Below are 18,986 nucleotides of genomic sequence, written 5' to 3'. Positions count from 1 at the left end.
TCTAAAAGAGAAAATAGGAGGGGTTTACTCTCTCCACTCCGCTGCGCTCCGTTCCGGTCGCAAACCCGTCCCTCAACGGCTCAAAGGGGGAGGAGCAGCCCACGGCCGTAGCCGTGGACCGAAAAGTAAAAAAACACCGGCATCCATGCCACTGTTTTTTTCTCACAGGCGGCGTCCTGCCGCCCCGCCCATACACCACCACAGATGGGCGTACTATGCCCACCCGGATTTTTGTCTTTCCATGAAACCTAGCGAACTTCATCTCCCGGCTGATGTAAGACGTAATCTCCACCGCTGCTGAAAGCCCACTCCCCGCAAACCGTTACATCTATCGCCAAAGACCGCCACCCCTTCGGGTAGGCGGCATGATCCTTCAGCGAAAACCATCATGCCATCAAGAGGCTCTGCCTGCTTCTTCCGTAAACCAGCCACCCTACGGGAGGCTGGCCGATTCCTCATTTTCGCATACCGTTACTATCACTGGCAAAGACCGCCACCCCTTCGGGCAGGCGGCATGAACCAACAGCGAAAACCAACATCCATCAAGAGGCTCTGCCCACTTCTTCCGTAAAATCAGCCACCTTACGGGAGGCTGGCCTGGTCCTCATCTTTGCATACCGTTACCATCACTGCTAAGAACTGTCACCCCTTCGGGGCGGCTGGCCGAGTTCCCGAACAGCGCCGCCACCGCTGGGCAACACGCCCTCTCTGCGAGAGCCATCCTCGCCGAAAGGCGAGTTCTTCTAATGAAGCCAACATACCGCCATCCCTCAAAATATTTCTCGATAAATTTCCCAGTGTATGGTTAGTGCAGAGAAAATCGAATTTTCGAAAAGTCCCCATTAGCTATTCCTCATTTCTATACTCTTTTTTAATGCTACTTATGCTACACTAAAAGAAAAATACTACACTAAAAAAGATAAGAGAATATGAACCAAAGGTCTTTATAAATCACTGTTTGATATTTTTTTGATGAGGGGAGAGCACGCGTCCCCAAAAATTTGTCAGCATTTGCTAGTTATCTGGTTTTCCAATGCAGCCTCGTTTCAAAACGTCGGAAAATGTATCATTCAAGACCATTACAGACCGTCAAAGATAAACACAGCCTATACGAAAAAAAGAATACATGCTTTGTTGACCACCCACGGAAAGGGGCACGGGGAAACCCGGAAGATTTGATACCCTGAGTGGGCCTACTTAAAAATGCTATACGAAGAACTCAATAAGTGTCTTTATTTCGATAACTTATCAAGCCGCTAACTCAGCGTTACTACTATGATTCCTTGATCATAATATTAACCCACCGCCGCGCATCGCTGAGCCGTTTCTGTCCAATCCCCAGTTCTTTCAAGCGCAGCCCAAAGAACTTTTCAGTGCATCCATGTTCATTATTCTCTTCGCACCAGTCCTGGTAACATTTGAACAGCTCCCGCGCCCGTATCTCGGCCCCCAGCTTCTGCTCACAGCGATCCTTGATAAAGCTGCCGATAATGTCCATTTCCTCCCGGTATTCATCGGTTGCGCTTTTAACTTCCGGCGGTAAACTCAGCCGTTCAGCCTTCCACCGCATAGCGCCTTTGATAAGCCAGTTCAAAATTCCCGACGATTCGGCCATGAGCTTGTCCCCTAAATTCAAATCCCGGTTTTCTTCCGCAATGGTCGTATTGAAGGGGATGATCCTGATCCGCCGCCAAATCCCATGGTCGGTTCCGCTAATCGTCGGCTTATGGTTTGTGGCCATGAATATCTTGAAAGTCGGCAAAAAGGTGAAATACTCGCTATACAGAAAACGGGCAGTCATACGGTCATTCCCGGTGATCTGCTTTATCAAGGATTCCGACAGTTTCCGCCCCTGTTCCGCTTCGGTGGTGGTTACAAAGTGCATACCCCGCAAACGGGCCAGATCATTGCTGTTAGTATCGCTCTGCTTCCGCATAAAGGTTTCAGTCTGCGTAGAAGTCGCATAATCCCCCAGGGCATGCATAATAACATTGATGCAGGTACTCTTGCCATTTGCGCCGTTGCCGATAAGGATGAACATGACTTGTTCAGTGGTATCACCCGTGATGCCCCAGCCAAGGGCGGTCTGTAGAAAGGTAACCAGTTCGCCGTTGTAATTCATGATTTCACGGATAAACTTCTCCCAGAGCGGACATTCCGCCGCCGGGTCATAGGTAAAGTTTGACATCTTGGTGATGTAATCTTCCCGCCGATGTTCCCGAAACTCTCCGGTCGTTACGTTGATAGTTCCGTTCTTCACATTAAGCAAAAAAGGGTCAGTATCAAGCTCATCAAACGTAATGGTTAGATCAGGATGGAGGCTGGCCGCTTTTATCAAGGCATCCCGCCGCCGCATAGATTCACTTTGAATGGCTGCTTTTTCGATGGTTTCCTTTTCGTGGAAATCATCGGTTTCAAGAATTTCATCGTAAATCGAACGGATCATATCCAGCCCTTTGGCATGGATCAGGGCGCCCGGATCTTCCTGCCAATAGCACCCATTCCAGACCAGCCAGGTTTTCCATTTCGGGACATAGCGGATATCAGTACCGTACTTTTTCTTTAGCCGTTCCGCATTGGTCGCATCGGTGAATTGGTACAAACCCTGTTTGAGCATGTGGACCCGGAACAATTCGTTGTCCTTCTCCTGAATATGCCGTTTCTCATGAAATTCGGCGGTACTTGACCGCGTATTATCGATATCGGAACCCATTAAAACCCTTCCTTCGCCAGTATGGCGTTATACATCTTGAAAACGTAATATACCTGATCAATGGCGTTTTCTTTGGTAACCGGGGGCATTTCAGCCTGAATCCGCTTTTTCGTTTCGTATAAAAGGCAGAGACTCCCGGCTTTTATTGCCCACTCTTCATTGACGAAGTACGCCAGCCCCCGGTATACGTCATCAGGCGGTTCAATATGCTTTTGCCTGAACATATTCATAAGCGTCTGGGCCATGATCGTTTCGTCTTTGAGAAACCCGGATAAAATCTTTCTTTCCTTCCGCGTTTTGAAACGATGTTTTTCCGTTGGATTGGCAAATCTCATAGTATCCTCCGTTTGGGATCGGGCGGTAGAAAGTCCACATGCAAATCTCCTTTTGTTTTCTTCCGGAACTCCCAAATTGAGCAGAGCGGTTCCGAACATTCAGTGATTGGATGCCCATTCATGCACCACTTGCAATACTTGAGAATTGCCTCGGTGCGATTACCAGTACAGTCATGATTTCCCATCTGGTATAATGGGCAACGGATATAAACACAATGTCTCTCCCCACAATCTTGGCAACGAAATTTAATTGCGTACTCAATGTTCATTTTTTACCCCCTTCATAGAGATGGCTCACTTCCCGCGTGGTCAGGAGCCGTTGCAAGTAATAATCCCGGAAGGTCAGCTCAAAGCAAATTTTCCCATGAGACGGGATTGCTGCAAGCTCCTTGGTGATGTCCGTTTTGATTTGGTCAAACAGGGTTTCGGCGCTGGGTATTACTTCCGTTCGCAAGGTGTTACCTCCCGTGCAGAAGGGACCAGGCTCTGCTCAAGGAACTGATCAATGTCCGCCTGGGTAAAGAGTACACGGGAGCCGACTTTCCGAAAGGAAATGCTTTTCCGCCGCCTGAGCCGGTCAAGGGTGACCGGCGCGATTCCGAGTAGTTTCGCCGTCTCCTGTTTTGAATAGACCGCCATAAAAACCTCCAACAAAGTTTTTTGAAGCGCCGCATAGCTATGCGCTGCGGCTCTTCATGGGTCTATTCTTGACTATTCTTATGTTCCCGTTTTCCGATTCTATGCCGATTTCATTCCGATTTTGTGAAAACTACAAATTTCTGGCAGTACTTATATATTTTTCAAGAGTGCCTTGACTGATTCTTGTATAAATGTATTGGGCATAGAGAGTAGCCGTTAGATTTTTTTGGTTTTTTGAATGATCAATAATCCATCCAATGATAGCCGTATCTTTATAGGTTCCTTTTGGGTGGAATCGCCCCTTAATATCCCGTTCAGCTTCTACCATGCCGCTATTCTTAATTAAGTCCATTATAACAGCCGGTATTTCTGTGGGTATTTTTTCGGTTTTTACATTTGAAAGTGCTGCTTGCCCAGCGAACTTTGTTTCAGAATCTTTAGTACTTTCGGGAGCAATAACTTTGCATTCAGCGCTTTCATCTATATGCAGTTTGTGTTTGTGAAAATCAATAGTGTCCCTGGTACCCGTAATAAGGGCATCCGTAAAACGCTTATCTTCTATTTGAAACTCATTAACCGGTTCTATTTCAATATAGTCGCGGAGGAGGATCACAAAATCATACTCAATAAGCAAAACCTTCTTTTGTGCGCTTGCTAAATCTATGGTACCAGTAAGGTAGTCCCTATAAATTGCCTCCAAGTCTACTTTTGAAGTTTCGCTCATTTCTATTAGATGGGTTTTGAAAATTTTATTATTTTTTTGAGCATGTTCATTCCACTTGTTTTTTATCTGGGGTTTTGCAAAAATATTCCTGAAGAAGTTTTTCAGCTTCTCTTTTTTAAGAATACGGACTTCTGCGGCCCAATAGTTTTTATTGTCAGAATCATCACTCATCATCCAGTGCCTCCCTGTCTGTCCGGTCCACATGGCTCTTTATCTATGCATAATTAGGTTAATCTTGTCATAATTGATTGGTTTGTCAAGTGTTTTTAACAGTTACGTGCTTTTTACAGCTACGATGCCCAGCAGTATCCTGGTAGCGCCCCTGCCTGGCTATCGACCCGGTCTGATAAGGCGGCGCTTATAGCCGTGAAAGGGTAAGTAAGCGCTACGGGGCTTGAGGGATGGTCGCATTTTTCATGCTTTGCATAGTTTGAAGGATGAAGAAGCTGCGGGCCTGATAGAATGCCCCGATTAGTTCGAAATGTCGGCGGATCATTGGGGACAGTTTCGGGAAAGGTCAATGATATCTGGAAAAAGGCCCTGCGATCAATTCAAGGAGCCGTTCCCGGACTTCCGGGAATAGGGGTCAGTACGCCGCGCTTTTTGCCTTTCCCGGCCTTCACGGTTGGAAAGTCTATAAACTGCCGCTTCCGGCCCTTGTACCTTGCCTGAAGTATCGGCTCAATTCGATAGGACAATAATTAATAGTGACAGATAAGTAAGCATCGCGAGGGTAGGGGCTGGTCGTTTTTTCTTGATTCGCCATAAGGTTAAGAGGAATAGTCCTGTGGGTTTGGGGTACTTGGGGGGATCTACCAGGCAGTTTCACTAAAGATCTTGAGCTTCAAAGAAAACCAATCTAACGAAAATAGTATCGCTACAAATCCAAATGAAAATTTAATTACGTTTGTGCCATCTACAGAAACAATCTTTAGAAACTCTACGATATGAATTGAACAAAGGAGAGCAAAAAGGACTTGAAAAGAGTAATATTCTTCTATATAATAGTTAATGAAAGATACTAAAGATAAAAGATGATTAGGGATTTCGGGATCTGTAAATCTGTTGGCTCAGCCTTCGTAGGTTCGAATCCTTCACTCCCCATCTAAGAGCTAATTCGTTGTGTTACAAAGAATTAGCAAAGCCCTCCAAAGGGCAGGATACCGGAAAAACCGGCTCCATCATTCAATCTTAGTCGGAAAGAGTTACGGGAAACCGTATCTGTTCCCACCAGGAGGAATTATGGGCCGGTCTTTTTATTTGTACCCCCGTAAAGATGGCGTGTTATATGCGGAGATAATGGACCCGCAGACCGGGATGCGGATTGTAAGCCGCAGCACCCGGACAAAGAACCGGGATGAGGCGGTTTTAACCGTGGGGCAATGGCTCAGAGACGGCATACCGACCCGGCGAACCGGAATTGCTGGAAGGGGACATTTTTAAGACCACTGTTTTGTTGACCGTAGCGGGTATTAAAAGTAGCGATAAACATAGCGATAAATTATCCCAGGCAGAAGACATCTTTTTAAAATCCATACTTCCTTATCTAAATGAAAAAGGACAAATAGATGCAAAAACAGCTAGTGATATAACTGGAAAATCGGCAGTAAGAATAAAGCAGTTTTTTACAAAATTAACCGAGGCAGGTATCCTGAAAAAATTCGGCGCCAATAAAAACAGAACTTATCAGCTAGCAAAAAAATAATTCTCGTTATTGGAGGCAGGGAAATGGTTAAAAAGAAAGAGGATATAGATAATTTTGTGGCTGAAATTACGGAACTTTCCAGGAAATATGGCATTGCTGTACACGGGTTTGACGGCGGGACATTTTTGACTGATTGTGAAAACATGGCCAAGGAAATCTGTAAGGATGGTGATTTTTTGTGGAACGAAAAAGAACAAAAGTATGAGATAAAAAAAATAAAACTTTGACTTCCCGCGCCCACTAAACAGCATGGGGCAATTCTGGTTCGCCTAAAGTATCCAAATAATCTCTCCGCTTCCTTGTAATCAAAGACTACCTTTCTATTTCGAGATGAGAATTCCATTATAGGATATAATATTGGCAACCGTACTCGAACTTGTCATTTCATCGGTGTAGTTGCCGAAGAAATAGCCAGCAAAAATATTATCCGCATAGTTGTATCTAGTGGAATGCGGGAACTGACAAAATTGATCTGATTGAAAATGAGGAATACGGCTATCGATGTTTGATAACATCAATATATTGTGTCCTTGATAAATTGGCAGTCGAGAATAAGACCTTCGCAAAAATCACTCCACGCAATCGTTTGGAGCGGAAACTTATCAATCAGGTTGCTCTGAGAGAGGCATTTATAAACGCCGTAGTTCATAATGACTACAATTTGGGGTGGCCTGTCGTTGAGTTCTTTTCCGACAGGGTAACAATCACTTCTACCGAGCTTTATCGTGGTGACATTCCTCTATGCAAGTGATTTATTGACCGAAAAAAATATAATCAAGCGAGAGGGTTCTGACAAGACAGGACAGTGGGTAACTTTAAATTGAATAAGATGGTATAAAAAAAGCGTACTTCCCCGTTTAATTGTTTCGCAAAACACCAATCTTCCCTGTTCCGGACAAATCTCGACAGAAGGTAAAAAAAACTTACAAATGATGAAATTGCATTAACTAAAAAAATGCTAGGCAGATATCTAACTCAATTTATGTGTTTAGTTTGTTTGGCTGAATATATGAATTGTACTGAAGATGACTTAAAAATAAAAATTGAAGAATTCAAAGAACAGGGTTGCGTTCTTTTTAAATGAAAAAGCGGCATTTAGCATCCTACTACCGTTACGTCTCCATTATTGAGCCACTTAATCCGATCCCCCCACGCAGGCTTATCAGGTCGGCGGTCAAAAATAATCAGGTAACACTTTACCGGTGTTCCGTCCTGTGAACGGCAAGCAGTATTCCCTGGTACACCAGCAAAACTATCCCGGTAACCCAGGGTTTGTTTGACACCCTCAGCCATTAGTGTCTCAAAGGACTTCCCCTGCCGGAGCAGTTTGATTTCAAGGATATTCCATTCCCCATGATATTCTACCGCCAGATCCATCCGGCCCCGGCCTGCGGCGTATTCCCGTTCTATGCGGCCTGAACCGTTGGTGATTCGTTGGAGGAAGGCCATAAGCAGCAAATGGGGGAATGCCTCGGGGTAGTCCGCCGCCTGCTCCCACACTTCGGAATTGTTCTGCCAGAAGCCCTGGAATGCCTTTAGCAGGGCGTCCATATCCAGGGTACCGTCAGGCTTCGCCCATTGCCAGGTTGAGGGGGGTGGTAAATTATCATGGTAGGGAGCGTCCAGGTAACGGGTCATAATTTCTTCGTAGATGGGATTGGAGATGGTAAATCCGGTTTGTGTATCCCAGCGTACCAGGCCCAAATCCATGGCCAGTTCTACATCCGGGCTGGTCCGGGACATGGCGAGGTTTGTTTCACCGGTGATGATGGTCTGTATCACCTTACGGATACGCTGATCCCGCAGCCGTTCACCCAAGGCGTCCAGGTGGGTTTCTCGGGCCTGGATCATCTGTTTGCGGGCTTCTCGGATGTGATCGATGGTTACTGTCTCGGTACTGTCTTGCTCTAAAACCCGCATGGTGGCCCGGCTAAACAGGGAATTGACAATCCAGGGTTGGCCCATGGACTGATCATAAATATAATCCAGGGCTTCTGTGGTAATCTGCTGTCCGGTTTCAACGGTTCGTTGGGCAAAAAGCCGTCCTATATCACTTTTTTGAAAATTGGATAAGGAGGCCGAATCTGATTTGATATTGAAGGGCGATCCGGGGTTGGGTGGGACGCCTCCTTTGGAAGCGGTGATATAGTCTTTTAAATCTCGCATGCCCACCAGGGCGATGGATACCGGGAAGGTTCCCACTCCACGGGAGGCAAACCCGCTCCTGAGCTGCCGGAGAAAGCTTATCAGGGTTTGATCAATCAGCACATCGACTTCGTCAAAAAGAACAATCAGTGGTTTTGGCGCCACTAATGAGGACCAATTTTTTAGTGTTTGGCCCAACATACTAACTGGATCAGTATCAATTATTTTCGGGACAGGAAGGCCGATAACCTCAGCATGAAATTGAATGGCGTGGCAGATCGCCGGTATAGACTTTTCCGGTTCTGTTATACCTTGGCAGGTTTCTACGGTGACATAACAGGCAATAGCCTCATTTCCTGCGTTTATTTCACGCATCCAACTTTGCAAAAAAGTGGTTTTCCCGGTTTGTCGGGGGGCGTGGAGTACCCAATAGAGCTTATCCCCAATATACCGGTGCAACTGGGCTCCTTGGAGCCGTTCTGCCGGGGGTAGCATATAATGATCGTCCGGATTACAAGGTCCAGTGTTGTTAAAAAATCGGATTTTTCGTTTACTCATCCTTGTTATAGTATATCCAAAATTGAGAAAAAGGAAGACTTTATGGGCTGGTTTAAGGTAATCCACTATATATGACTAATCTGATAATATATAGTGGTATTTTAGATATTCAGAGTAGCTAAAAATTCCTCTGAATTTGGCCTTTTTACCCCCGGTTATTTCAGGACCAAAACATCCGGCGGGGCTTGCCGTGAATCTCTATGCTGGGGACTTACTGGGTCTCGCTGTCCTGAAAACGGCAGCTGGGTGAGGTGGTATAATGGCAAGATAGAAGGGCTGAGAGTAGGATAGTCTAACGGCATTTGTATCTGTCGACAAATAAAAACAGTATAAGTAATAGGACAACGAATAGAAAAGCTAAGAGTAGTAAAGATGACTATTGACAAGTTTCTACTATCGGAATACTTCACTAAGGCCAAATATTGTCAAGCATCATTGTTTCTATCAACCGGCTGGGCTATAGGACTCTCATTAAAAAGGGATATTAAACATTGGGTAGTGGCAATTTAAAGTGCTAGTCAATAAGGCTAAATGATGGTACTATCAAGGTTAAGGGGTCCAATAATCATGAGCGTTACCGTCGCTGATTTAATGGCATTGCCCAGCTTGCGGGAAGCAAAAGTTTTAGCCGGCCGGCAGGGCCTGCAAAAGACGGTTACCACGATGAGTGTCCTTGAATATACCCGGACGGATACCACCCAGGAATATATGCTCAATGCTATTGAGTTCCTGGGGAGTGAGATTGTTATTACCTGTTTCGCCGATGTGCCGGATGATGTTGAGGCCCAGTGCGTTAATATGCGCCGCCTATCGGACGTCGGCATGGTAGGTCTGATTCTGTATTATGTGGGGATAATCATGCCCCGTGTGGATACAAAACTGATAGCGCTTGCGGATAGTCTGGATTTTCCCCTTATCTGTATGCCGGAAAACAGACCCAACCTGCGTTACAGTGAAGTAATCACCGAAATAATGAACGCTGTTTTTAAAGACCAGCAGACCGAAACCCATTATCAGGCCGAGATTCTGGAACGTATATCCCGGCTGCCGGTGTATCAGCGCAGCATCGGGACCGCCATGCGAATGTTAAGCGACCGCCTCCGTCTTTCCCTGCTGTTGACCGATGCGGCGGGGCAGCTTTTAAATAATGTGTATTGGCCGCGCACCCGTGAGCTGGACGCAGAACGTACTATAGCTGACTTTGACGGACTTGCAAGCGGAGAACTAACGAAAGAACAACTGTGTATATCCCGCCATCCGGTGCGTACCGCATCGGGTTCCCGTTTGGATTTATACATACTGCGGCAAGACGAAGCGGTGAGCGATGAGGATGCGGCGCAGATTACCGATGTGCTGAGAATCTGTATAAACCTCCTAAGTGAAAAACACGGAGAGCAGGTGCTGCCGGAGCTTGTGCAGGCTATACTCCAGGATGAGCCATTAAAAATGCGGCGTATCGCCGATGTATTTAAAATAGATGTGGCTTCCATTCATAATATGTGGATAATCACACCACCTGAAGGTACGGAAGATTCCATACAGCAGCGCAGGACACCGCAGGTACTCCTATCCCTTATCCGGACGGAACTTTCACCGTATTGTAAAACTATTATTGCGGATATTCATAATCAGGATGTGGTGGCTTTTATGGACAATCCTGTGGATTGTGATATATCCCTCCTTGCCGCTTCTTTGAGCGCTGCCATGAAGGGTGCGGGGATTAACGCCTTGCTCACGGTTTGTCTTAATTTAACGGAAACCACTCAGGTACGCCGGGCTTATCTGCAAAACAAGAAAGCCCTCGGTACGGCACAGCAGATATACCCTTGGAAAAGGGTCTTTACTCAAAGGGAAATCGCCTTTGCCGAAACCTGCCAGAATATCATGGCAGGAGGGGAGGGGAGGGTCAAAGAGTGTATCGCCGTATTGGATTGTCTTAACTCCGATGATGAGCGGCAGACTAATGACTCCTACGAAACCCTCACCGTATTTCTGCTGGACGCAGAAAGCAGTCAGGATAAATGCGCGGAATTATTGCTTTTCCATCGCAATACGATTAAGTACCGGATAAACCATATCAATGAACGCATGGGTTTCAAGATAGGGCATATGCCGGAAACCATGGAGCTTTATACCGCGGTGGCCCTGCGGCGTATTTTACAGGCCCGTGTTAAAATCGGATAAACTATTTGTCAAAAATGACAAAATGAAGCCCATATTTTTTCTGTTTTAGACAAAAGAAAAATGCCTACACTGATATACACTAACTCATGTCTATGATCAATAGGGGGTGTTATTGTGGAAAACAAGGTAACGGCATTTAAGATCGATGAAAGTCAGCGTCAAAGCTGGGTAAGTCTGGCGGCGGTATGGATAGGAGCCATGGTGTGCGTCCCCTGCCTCATGGTAGGCGGCTACCTCAGCATGGGATTCCCGATTTCTAGTATCGTGATATGTGTCATCATCGGATACGGCATCATCTGCGCGTATATGTGTTTTATGGGAATGCAGGGCTGCGATACCGGACTGCCCACCGTGTCCATGGCTTCCAACGCCCTGGGGGAAGGGGGCGCGCGCTTCCTCATCAGCCTGCTCCTGGCAGTTGCCTGTATCGGCTGGTTTGGCGTGCAAGCCGCTGTATGCGGCAGTTCCTTCAGCAGCATGATCGCATCGGCAACCGGTGTTGTCATTCCCAATGTGGTAAGCGGAATTTTCTGGGGGGTGGTAATGCTCCTTACGGCAATGTTCGGTTATAATGCGCTTAAATACCTTAACTACATAGCGATCCCCGCCTTGATACTCGTATTAGGGTACTCTTTTTACGCAGCGGTTATCCGGGGTAATGGTTTGCAGCTGATTCTGGATTATAAACCCGCCCAGCCCATGACCATTGTGGCGGGGATTAACCTGGTGGTGGCTACTTTTGCGGTGGGCGGGGTTATTTCCGGTGATTTTTCCCGGTATGCGCGCAACCGGAAAGATGTTATTAAATCAAATGTCATCGGCGTTTTCCCCGCAGGTTTAGTAATGCTGCTCCTGGGAGCGGCTTGCAGTATCGTTGCCGGGGAATACGACATCAGCAAGATTCTTGTAGCCCTGGGGCTTCCCGCATTTGGGCTTATCGCTTTGATCCTCGCAACCTGGACCACCAATGTGACTAACGCCTATTCAGGCGGCCTTGCGGTTTCCAAGATTCTGGGGCTTGACGAAAAAAAATTCAAAATTACCACCGGAATAGCCGGTGGGATAGGGACTATCCTGGGAGCGGTTGGGATCATCGATCGTTTTGTTTCCTTCCTGGGTATCATCACTTCCTTTATACCCCCGGTGGCAGGGGTGGTTATTGCAGCCTATTGGATCGTGGGGAAGGGGAAGAAGGAAAACTTTACATCCATCCCCGGTGTTAATTGGGCGGGAATGATTGCCTTTATACTCGGCGCGGCCATAGCGTTTATTACCGCCAATGTGGCGCCCTTCTTTGTTGCGCCGATTAACGGCATTGTTATTTCGATTGCCGCGTATATCATTCTGATTAAGTTTATCCCCGCAAAAACAGCAAAATGAAACAGGAGGTATGAAGATGAGGCTGCTTAATATTGTTCCCATTACCACTGATATCTGGAATACGGAATATGATACCTATTGCCGTAAGTACCTGCTCCCGGATACCAAGGTTGAAACAAAGAAACTTACCCATGGTCCTGCCAGTATTGAAAGCGAATACGATGAAGCCCTTGCGGTACCGGAAGTAGTTTTCCTGTGCCGTGAAGCGGAAAAAGAAGGGTTCGATGCGGTGTTTATAAATTGTTTTGGAGATCCCGGTGTGCGAGCCGCACGGGAACGGGTACATATTCCGGTGTTTGGCGGGTTTGGTCCGGCTATTTTCTATTCCCTGGGAATTGCCGACAGGATAGGTATCGTTACGGTACTTCCGGATGTTGTTTCCATGCTCCGGGGTTTAATCGCCAAGGAAGGACTCAAGGAACGGGTTACCTCTCTCCGCTATGTCAGCATCCCTGTTCTAGACCTTTCCGGTATTGAGAAACTAATCTCCGCTCTCATTACTGAAAGCAAAAAGGCCATAGATGAGGATGGAGTCGGCTCAATAGTCCTCGGCTGCACCGCCATGATTGGCGTTAAGGAAGCGGTGGAAAAGGGCTTAAGGGCCGATGGGTATAACACCGTTGTTATCGAAGCCGCCCAGGCCTCGTTGATGATGTGCGAGACCTATGTGCGGATGGGCCTGAGTCACAGCCGGATAACGTATATGCCCCCCAGGGATAAAGAGCGTTTTTGGTGGACCGGGGATGGCGTTCTTCCGATAAAGTAAAATTTCAGGCGCAAGTCTGAATCGAAGAAGGGGTATCTATTTTGAGAAAGATTGGCATAGAAGAAATTGAAGATATTGCCTTAGGCGCAGCATTGTTGGGATCAGGCGGCGGCGGCGATCCCTATGTGGGAAAACTTATCGCCATGGGGGCTATCCAGGAATGCGGCCCGGTAACCTTACTGAGTATCGATGAAGTGCCGGATGACGCCTTTGTGGTTCCCATTGCCATGATGGGCGCCCCCACGGTGCTTGCGGAAAAGGCCTTAGGGGGCAATGAGTATAAGGTATTATACGACATGGTCTCGCAATTCTATAACCGTAAGATTTTTGCCTTCATGCCTATAGAAGCGGGCGGGGTTAATAGTATGCTGCCCTTCGCCGCAGCGGCGCGTCTGGGCCTCCCCCTGGTGGACGTGGACGGTATGGGACGCGCCTTCCCGGAACTGCAAATGGTAACCTTCACCATGGCCGGGGTGAACGCTACCCCCATGGCCTTAACCGATGAAAAGGGCAACAGTGTTATTTTCAGAACCATCACGAATAAATGGACCGAGGAACTGGCGCGGGCGGTAACCATGAGCTGCGGCGGATCGGTATCGGTTAGTTTGTTTTGTACCGATGGCAGTATCGTAAAAAAATACGGCGTACGGGACATTATTACCCGCAGTCAGAAATTGGGAAAAGCCATTCGCACCGTAAAAGAAGGATCGGGCGTACCGGAAAAAAACTTTCTCGATGCCTCCGAGGGTATCAAACTGTTCCGCGGCAAAATCACCGATGTACTGCGGGAAGTGCGCGGCGGTTTCAACTATGGTAAGGCCCTGCTTGAGGGTATCGGGGAGTATAAGGGCAGATCCGCCTATACGGAATTTCAGAATGAAAATCTCGCCGCCGCGGTGGATGAGAAAATTCTTGCCACCACACCGGACCTTATTTGTTTGGTGGATACCGAAACCTTTAACCCCATACCAACCGATGCGCTTAAATACGGCAAACGGGTATTGATGATAGCGCTGAAATGTTTTGGAGCCTGGCGTTCCCCCGAAGGATTGGAACTCGTGGGTCCCCGCTATTTTGGCTACGACATTGACTATATCCCTGTTGAACTGCGGGTAAAAGGAGAGGCATAATGTACAGGCTGGGAATAGATGTGGGCGGCACCAATACGGATGCCGTATTGATAGACAAGGACCTCAAGGTAATCGCCGAAGTAAAACTGCCTACTTCAAGTGATATTCACGGCGGCATATCGGCGGCCATACAGGGGATACTTAAAAAATCAAAGGTAGACGCCAAACAGATTACCAAGGCCATGCTGGGCACCACCCAATGCACCAATGCCATAGTTGAACGAAAACACCTTGCGTCCATCGGCGTGCTGCGTATTGCAGCTCCGGCCACACTGAGTCTCCGCCCCATGGTTGACTGGGCCGCGGATCTGAAAATGATTGCCGCTGAAGTTACGATAATAGGCGGCGGGTTTGAACATGACGGTAAGGAGATCGCGTCCTTTGACGAAAAGGCTGCCCGCGCTTTCTTTGAACGATGCAAGGCAAGGGGGATAAAATCCGTCGCCATAAGCGGCGTCTTTTCCACGGTGCGGGAGGATCACGAATTGGAAGCCGGCCGTCTCTGTCACGAAGTAATGGGAGAGGATGTGTATGTTTCCCTTTCAAGCAAAATTGGTACCATGGGACTCATTGAACGGGAGAACGCAGCCATACTGAACGCTGCGCTGTACAAGGTTTCCAATATCTTTATTGACGGCTTTACCGACAGTCTTATTGAACAGGGAGTCGCCAATGCCGCAGTTTATTTTTCCCAGAATGACGGCACCCTGATGAGCGCTGAAACCGCCCGCAAGTATCCCATCCTTACCATAGCTTGCGGACCAACCAACAGTATCCGTGGGGCGAGCTATCTTTCAAAGGTGAACGACGCCATCATTATTGATGTGGGGGGCACAACCACGGATATCGGTATCCTTCACAATGGATTTCCCCGGGAGAGCAGTGTAGCCGTAACCATCGGCGGGGTCCGTACCAACTTCCGTATGCCCGACGTTGTTTCCTTTGGTTTAGGCGGCGGCAGTATTATCCGCGAAAAGGACGGCGCGGTAAGCATTGGCCCCGATAGCGTTGGTTACGCCATTACGGAAAAGGCCCTGGTTTTTGGCGGTGATGTGCTGACCGCCACGGATATCGCCGTCCGCCTGGGGTATGCCAAGATCGGCGACCCTTCCCTGGTTACCCATATCGACAAAGCAATTGCGGATAAGGCAATGGCCGGAATTGTGGAAATGGTGGAAGAACATATCGATGCCATGAAGATGTCCAATGAGGATGCCGATGTGATTCTTGTGGGCGGTGGTTCTGTTCTGTTGCCGGAACATCTTGCCGGGGTAAAGCGGCTGATAAAGCCTGATCATTTTGCGGTAGCCAATGCCATTGGATCGGGGATCGCAAAGATAAGCGGCGCCTATGAAAAGCTGGTATCCTATGATGAGACACCGCGGGAACAGGCTCTGGAAATTGCCCGAAAGGAAGCCATTGAAACAGCGGTCCAGGGCGGAGCAATCCCCGAAACCGTGGAAATAATAGACGTGGAAGATATACCCTTGCAATATTACCCCGGTAACACCTGCCGGGTTAAAATAAAGGCTGCGGGGGAGCTGGCGTAGGGTATTAGAGCCAGGATTTCCGGTAGCTTTGATATCTTCTTATCCTGTAAGTAATTACGACTGCGTCTGACACGACTCGAACGTGCTACCTACGGATTCGAAGTCTCTGTCCACTTTAGTATATATACTGAGTAAGGGAAGTAATCTTTCAAATTACTTCCCTTAACAAAACTCAGGGCAGGACCGGCTTATACGCATCCATACCTTTTCTGGCATTCCGGAATTCTTCCCATGCCTCTTCAATAACGATAGGATTTTTAAATGCGTCATATCCGGCCTGGGCCAAGGCCTTTCCCGCCTGCAATTCAGCCTTATGGCCGATTTCAGTTCCGGTACAGGCGGTAACCGCCCAATGGTGGAATGGCAGGCCCCCAATCATACCGGCGCCCATAAACTGGGTGGTCGGCAGAATATGGGTCACATCCCCCACATCGGTAGAGCCGGTCATGGGACTTACAATTCCTGTCAGCGGGGGGACCGCGGTATCAAGCAGTTCCGATACCGGTTCCTTACCCGTGGCGTTCCGGTAGACCTCGGCGGCAAACTTTTTATTCTCATCTGAATACTCTATGGGCGGAATTTTCAGCAGCGCTTCCTGGCAAAGTTTGTTCAGCCGGTGGTTGATAAAAACATCATAACAGCCTGCCAGAAGTTCATAATCCGTGCTGGTGCCGGTCATCTTGGCGGCCCCTTCGGAAACATCAATTACCCGCTTTAGCACCTCGTCGTTCGCGGAACGGGTTTGGGCGCGGACATAGTAGTAGAGCTGAGCATAATCAGGCACTACGTTCGGGGCAACCCCGCCATGGGTGTAGATATAGTGTATACGCACATCGGAGCTTACATGCTCCCGCAGATACTGTATACCAACGTTCATCAGTTCCGCTGCATCCAGGGCGCTTCTGCCCAGATCGGGATTGGCAGCGGCATGGGCGGTTTTCCCGTGGAAATTGAATTTCAGGGCGGTGCTTGACTGCATACTTTTTTCAAGGACAGCCAGGGCAAAGGGGCCGGGGTGCCAGGCAAGACAGATATCCAGTTTGTCAAACAGGCCCTGTTTGGACATGTGTACCTTGCCTTCCAGGGTTTCTTCCGCCGGACAGCCGTAGTAAATCAGGGTCCCGGGCAGTTTTTCCGTTTCCATGGCAAGTTTCAACGCCGATGCCGCACTCGCGCCCCCTGAAGCCATGAGGTTGTGTCCGCAGCCGTGGCCGGGGCTTTCCTTGGGAGTGCGGGTCGTTACCCTGTCCTGGCCAAGGTTGGGAAGGGCGTCAAATTCGCCCAGGATACCGATTACCGGTTTCCCGCTCCCATAGGTGGCGATTAAACAGTTTGCTTCCTCCGGTTTTCCGCTAAGCAGATTAAAAGCCTTTACCGTGAAGCCCTGGCCGCGCATAAACTCCGTAGTTTCTGCGCAGCTATGCTGTTCATTCATGGCTGTTTCAGGATGATCCCATAAACTGTCCGAAAGCTTTATCACATCCGCCGCATGGGAATCAAACCACTTTTTAATGGTTTCGTTCATTTGATTGCCCCGCGCTTATACAGGAAGTAAGCCCAGAGGACCGATAGAACAAGGGCCACCGGGAGCAAATAACTCTGATTTGCGGAAACAGCCGCATACCCGAAAATGACAGTACCCGCAATGGCCAGGATAACCGGCGCCGAAGCAATTTTAAAACTTTTCACAATGGCCGGTATGGCCAAGGGAGCAAAAATGGCGGGCATGATATTATCAAAGGCAGGCTTGAATACCGGCTTCTGCAGGAATGGAGCGATCTGCCCGATAAGCAGCATTCCTATAAACAATATCACGGTTGTTACAATTGATGAAACCCCAATCGCAATGGTTGCGACCGCATCGGCTTCGGGGGTTCCCGCATCAATATTACAGATTTTCTGCGCATTTTTTGCGGCTGGCACCTTCATGTTCATCATGTTGCCGGTGATAAAACCAAGGTACTGACCGCCGGCGCCGATGATGGGCGCATAGGAAACAAATTCGCAAACCGCAATGGGGCCGAACACCGCAAGCGCCGCAAGCAGGGTAAGAAGCATCTTCTGGACGTCGATGCTCACCCCAAAGGCTATCTGTATGCCAAGGGGAACCGCCACAAAGGTTAGAATAATAATAAGCGTAGAAATTATGCCGAACAGATGCACATTCTTATCATAGGTAGTGAAGATTTCTGAACTTTTCATGTCATACTCCTTGTTTATGCGTTACCGGCTATTACAGCCGCGACCATGCCCAGTACCATTGCAAGGGGAAAGGCAAAGTCGGACAGTGCTTTGACCTTCAGTTTTTTTGCGATGTATTCAATAAGCAATACAGCTATACCTGAAGCAATACATACGATGATACCGAGCCGACCGGCTGGGCTTCTGTAATTAAAGAAACGGGGCACCGCAATAACCGCCATAAGGCCGATAAACATCGCCGTGGTGGCAGGGCGAATAAATTCGCTGGTCTTTTGAAGGCTCTTTATACGTTTGTCATAAAAGCGCAGACCGATAACATTGGTCAGAGGCCATACAATGGCGGCGCCGCACATGACCCATACAACACTGGCAAACACCGTGGTACTGATACTGGTGTCACCAAGGCCGGTATAACCGTAGGCTTTGATAGTCATATCCGCACACATACTTTCATACATTGCCGAACCGATAACCGAAAGCCTGAGCCAGGGCACATATTTCCCCAGCACCAGTATCAATGCGGCAAGGGTTATGACAATAGGCAGGGACGGAACAACAGAAAAGATAGCGCTATTGACAATAACCTTGCGCACAGTACCTTTCTCCATACCAAGTTCCTGTATCCGTTTTGCACCCAAACGGATATAAACAAGAGCCTGGGCCAGTACAAAAACAACCGGTATGAGTACAATAAGAAACATAACCGGTGAATTCGCCACATCTAAATACCTGTCCATACTAAGCCTCCTTGAAAAATATTATGATGCCGGATTCCGCGTTATCCCGGCGCCATTATCTCTGTTACAGACCTCCCCGGGGAGGAACTGGAAAATCTGCGGAACGAGGGGCGTGTAGTTACTTGCGTACATAAGGTTTGAGGGAATGGTACGAGACCCTGTTTCCCCTTTATAGCAATTCATAATGACAAAGCCAATGTTTCTTAATTCATTGTTCT

The 18,986-nt window shown here is 48.0% G+C and carries 17 protein-coding genes; 8 read left to right on the top strand and 9 right to left on the bottom strand.

What is annotated here, in order from left to right:
- Positions 1-1,273: 1,273 nt before the first annotated feature.
- From TPRIMZ1_RS0104405 to TPRIMZ1_RS0104380, 5 genes are all read right to left on the bottom strand, one after another.
- Positions 1,274-2,713, bottom strand: a complete 1,440-nt coding sequence (locus TPRIMZ1_RS0104405) for a DNA primase family protein (RefSeq protein ID WP_010255615.1) — start codon at positions 2,711-2,713, stop codon at positions 1,274-1,276.
- Positions 2,713-3,048: a hypothetical protein gene (locus TPRIMZ1_RS0104400; protein ID WP_010255612.1), complete on the bottom strand. Its 336-nt coding sequence runs from the start codon at positions 3,046-3,048 to the stop codon at positions 2,713-2,715. The genes TPRIMZ1_RS0104405 and TPRIMZ1_RS0104400 overlap by 1 nt, the downstream gene beginning before the upstream one ends.
- 265 nt (positions 3,049-3,313) lie before the next feature.
- Complete coding sequence (locus TPRIMZ1_RS0104390) at positions 3,314-3,502, bottom strand: hypothetical protein (RefSeq protein WP_010255607.1); 189 nt, start codon at positions 3,500-3,502, stop codon at positions 3,314-3,316.
- Positions 3,487-3,687, bottom strand: a complete 201-nt coding sequence (locus TPRIMZ1_RS0104385) for a helix-turn-helix domain-containing protein (RefSeq protein ID WP_010255605.1) — start codon at positions 3,685-3,687, stop codon at positions 3,487-3,489. The genes TPRIMZ1_RS0104390 and TPRIMZ1_RS0104385 overlap by 16 nt, the downstream gene beginning before the upstream one ends.
- 130 nt (positions 3,688-3,817) lie before the next feature.
- Entirely contained in the window at positions 3,818-4,585 is a 768-nt protein-coding gene (locus tag TPRIMZ1_RS0104380) for a hypothetical protein (RefSeq protein WP_010255604.1), read from the bottom strand.
- Between the two features lie 1,068 nt (positions 4,586-5,653).
- Here TPRIMZ1_RS0104380 and TPRIMZ1_RS0104375 point away from each other — a divergent pair.
- Genes TPRIMZ1_RS0104375 through TPRIMZ1_RS0104365 form a run of 3 tightly spaced genes read left to right on the top strand, consistent with a single transcriptional unit; the run spans position 5,654 to position 6,343 of the window.
- Positions 5,654-5,854: a hypothetical protein gene (locus tag TPRIMZ1_RS0104375; protein ID WP_010255603.1), complete on the top strand. Its 201-nt coding sequence runs from the start codon at positions 5,654-5,656 to the stop codon at positions 5,852-5,854.
- Entirely contained in the window at positions 5,832-6,116 is a 285-nt protein-coding gene (locus TPRIMZ1_RS0104370) for a hypothetical protein (protein ID WP_010255602.1), read from the top strand. The genes TPRIMZ1_RS0104375 and TPRIMZ1_RS0104370 overlap by 23 nt, the downstream gene beginning before the upstream one ends.
- Before the next feature lie 23 nt (positions 6,117-6,139).
- Positions 6,140-6,343, top strand: a complete 204-nt coding sequence (locus TPRIMZ1_RS0104365; RefSeq protein WP_010255601.1) for a hypothetical protein — start codon at positions 6,140-6,142, stop codon at positions 6,341-6,343.
- An 868-nt stretch (positions 6,344-7,211) separates the two neighbouring features.
- Here the strand turns inward: TPRIMZ1_RS0104365 and TPRIMZ1_RS18445 are convergent.
- Positions 7,212-8,720 (bottom strand): hypothetical protein, encoded by a 1,509-nt coding sequence (locus tag TPRIMZ1_RS18445; protein ID WP_010255600.1) that lies wholly within the window; start codon positions 8,718-8,720, stop codon positions 7,212-7,214.
- A 666-nt stretch (positions 8,721-9,386) separates the two neighbouring features.
- Between TPRIMZ1_RS18445 and TPRIMZ1_RS0104350 the strand changes: the two genes are divergently transcribed.
- From TPRIMZ1_RS0104350 to TPRIMZ1_RS0104330, 5 genes are all read left to right on the top strand, one after another.
- Positions 9,387-11,003 carry a PucR family transcriptional regulator gene (locus TPRIMZ1_RS0104350; RefSeq protein WP_010255598.1) on the top strand — a complete coding sequence of 539 codons (1,617 nt, stop codon included), beginning with the start codon at positions 9,387-9,389 and terminating at the stop codon, positions 11,001-11,003.
- Between the two features lie 114 nt (positions 11,004-11,117).
- The gene (locus TPRIMZ1_RS0104345) at positions 11,118-12,383 is read left to right on the top strand and encodes a cytosine permease (RefSeq protein WP_010255596.1); all 1,266 of its coding nucleotides are present in this window, start codon (positions 11,118-11,120) and stop codon (positions 12,381-12,383) included.
- Positions 12,384-12,399: 16 nt separating this feature from the next.
- On the top strand, positions 12,400-13,149 hold the full coding sequence (locus tag TPRIMZ1_RS0104340; protein WP_010255595.1) for an aspartate/glutamate racemase family protein: 750 nt from the start codon (positions 12,400-12,402) through the stop codon (positions 13,147-13,149).
- A gap of 41 nt (positions 13,150-13,190) precedes the next feature.
- Positions 13,191-14,279, top strand: a complete 1,089-nt coding sequence (locus TPRIMZ1_RS0104335) for a DUF917 domain-containing protein (RefSeq protein WP_010255592.1) — start codon at positions 13,191-13,193, stop codon at positions 14,277-14,279.
- Positions 14,279-15,829 (top strand): hydantoinase/oxoprolinase N-terminal domain-containing protein, encoded by a 1,551-nt coding sequence (locus TPRIMZ1_RS0104330; protein WP_010255589.1) that lies wholly within the window; start codon positions 14,279-14,281, stop codon positions 15,827-15,829. Before TPRIMZ1_RS0104335 ends, TPRIMZ1_RS0104330 begins: the two co-directional genes overlap by 1 nt.
- Before the next feature lie 172 nt (positions 15,830-16,001).
- Here the strand turns inward: TPRIMZ1_RS0104330 and TPRIMZ1_RS0104325 are convergent, their stop codons facing one another.
- From TPRIMZ1_RS0104325 to TPRIMZ1_RS0104315, 3 genes are read right to left on the bottom strand one after another with little or no spacing between them, the layout of a single operon-like run.
- On the bottom strand, positions 16,002-17,354 hold the full coding sequence (locus TPRIMZ1_RS0104325; RefSeq protein WP_010255587.1) for an amidohydrolase: 1,353 nt from the start codon (positions 17,352-17,354) through the stop codon (positions 16,002-16,004).
- Positions 17,351-18,031 (bottom strand): hypothetical protein, encoded by a 681-nt coding sequence (locus TPRIMZ1_RS0104320; protein WP_010255585.1) that lies wholly within the window; start codon positions 18,029-18,031, stop codon positions 17,351-17,353. The genes TPRIMZ1_RS0104325 and TPRIMZ1_RS0104320 overlap by 4 nt, the downstream gene beginning before the upstream one ends.
- Positions 18,032-18,045: 14 nt before the next feature.
- Entirely contained in the window at positions 18,046-18,768 is a 723-nt protein-coding gene (locus tag TPRIMZ1_RS0104315; RefSeq protein ID WP_010255583.1) for a DUF5058 family protein, read from the bottom strand.
- Positions 18,769-18,986: the final 218 nt, after the last annotated feature.

The sequence above is a fragment of the Treponema primitia ZAS-1 genome, assembly GCF_000297095.1.
Taxonomy (GTDB): Bacteria; Spirochaetota; Spirochaetia; order Treponematales; family Breznakiellaceae; genus Termitinema; species Termitinema primitia_A.
Note: the sequence above shows the minus strand (reverse complement) of the source record. Positions and strands in the feature narration are given on the sequence as shown.

Excerpts from the sequence above, each read along its gene's own strand:
- TPRIMZ1_RS0104405 (WP_010255615.1), bottom strand. The coding sequence starts at position 2,713 with ATGGGTTCCGATATCGATAATACGCGGTCAAGTACCGCCGAATTTCAT.
- TPRIMZ1_RS0104400 (WP_010255612.1), bottom strand. The coding sequence starts at position 3,048 with ATGAGATTTGCCAATCCAACGGAAAAACATCGTTTCAAAACGCGGAAG.
- TPRIMZ1_RS0104385 (WP_010255605.1), bottom strand. The coding sequence starts at position 3,687 with ATGGCGGTCTATTCAAAACAGGAGACGGCGAAACTACTCGGAATCGCG.
- TPRIMZ1_RS0104380 (WP_010255604.1), bottom strand. The coding sequence starts at position 4,585 with ATGATGAGTGATGATTCTGACAATAAAAACTATTGGGCCGCAGAAGTC.
- TPRIMZ1_RS0104375 (WP_010255603.1), top strand. The coding sequence starts at position 5,654 with ATGGGCCGGTCTTTTTATTTGTACCCCCGTAAAGATGGCGTGTTATAT.
- TPRIMZ1_RS0104365 (WP_010255601.1), top strand. The coding sequence starts at position 6,140 with ATGGTTAAAAAGAAAGAGGATATAGATAATTTTGTGGCTGAAATTACG.
- TPRIMZ1_RS0104350 (WP_010255598.1), top strand. The coding sequence starts at position 9,387 with ATGAGCGTTACCGTCGCTGATTTAATGGCATTGCCCAGCTTGCGGGAA.
- TPRIMZ1_RS0104340 (WP_010255595.1), top strand. The coding sequence starts at position 12,400 with ATGAGGCTGCTTAATATTGTTCCCATTACCACTGATATCTGGAATACG.
- TPRIMZ1_RS0104330 (WP_010255589.1), top strand. The coding sequence starts at position 14,279 with ATGTACAGGCTGGGAATAGATGTGGGCGGCACCAATACGGATGCCGTA.
- TPRIMZ1_RS0104325 (WP_010255587.1), bottom strand. The coding sequence starts at position 17,354 with ATGAACGAAACCATTAAAAAGTGGTTTGATTCCCATGCGGCGGATGTG.
- TPRIMZ1_RS0104320 (WP_010255585.1), bottom strand. The coding sequence starts at position 18,031 with ATGAAAAGTTCAGAAATCTTCACTACCTATGATAAGAATGTGCATCTG.
- TPRIMZ1_RS0104315 (WP_010255583.1), bottom strand. The coding sequence starts at position 18,768 with ATGGACAGGTATTTAGATGTGGCGAATTCACCGGTTATGTTTCTTATT.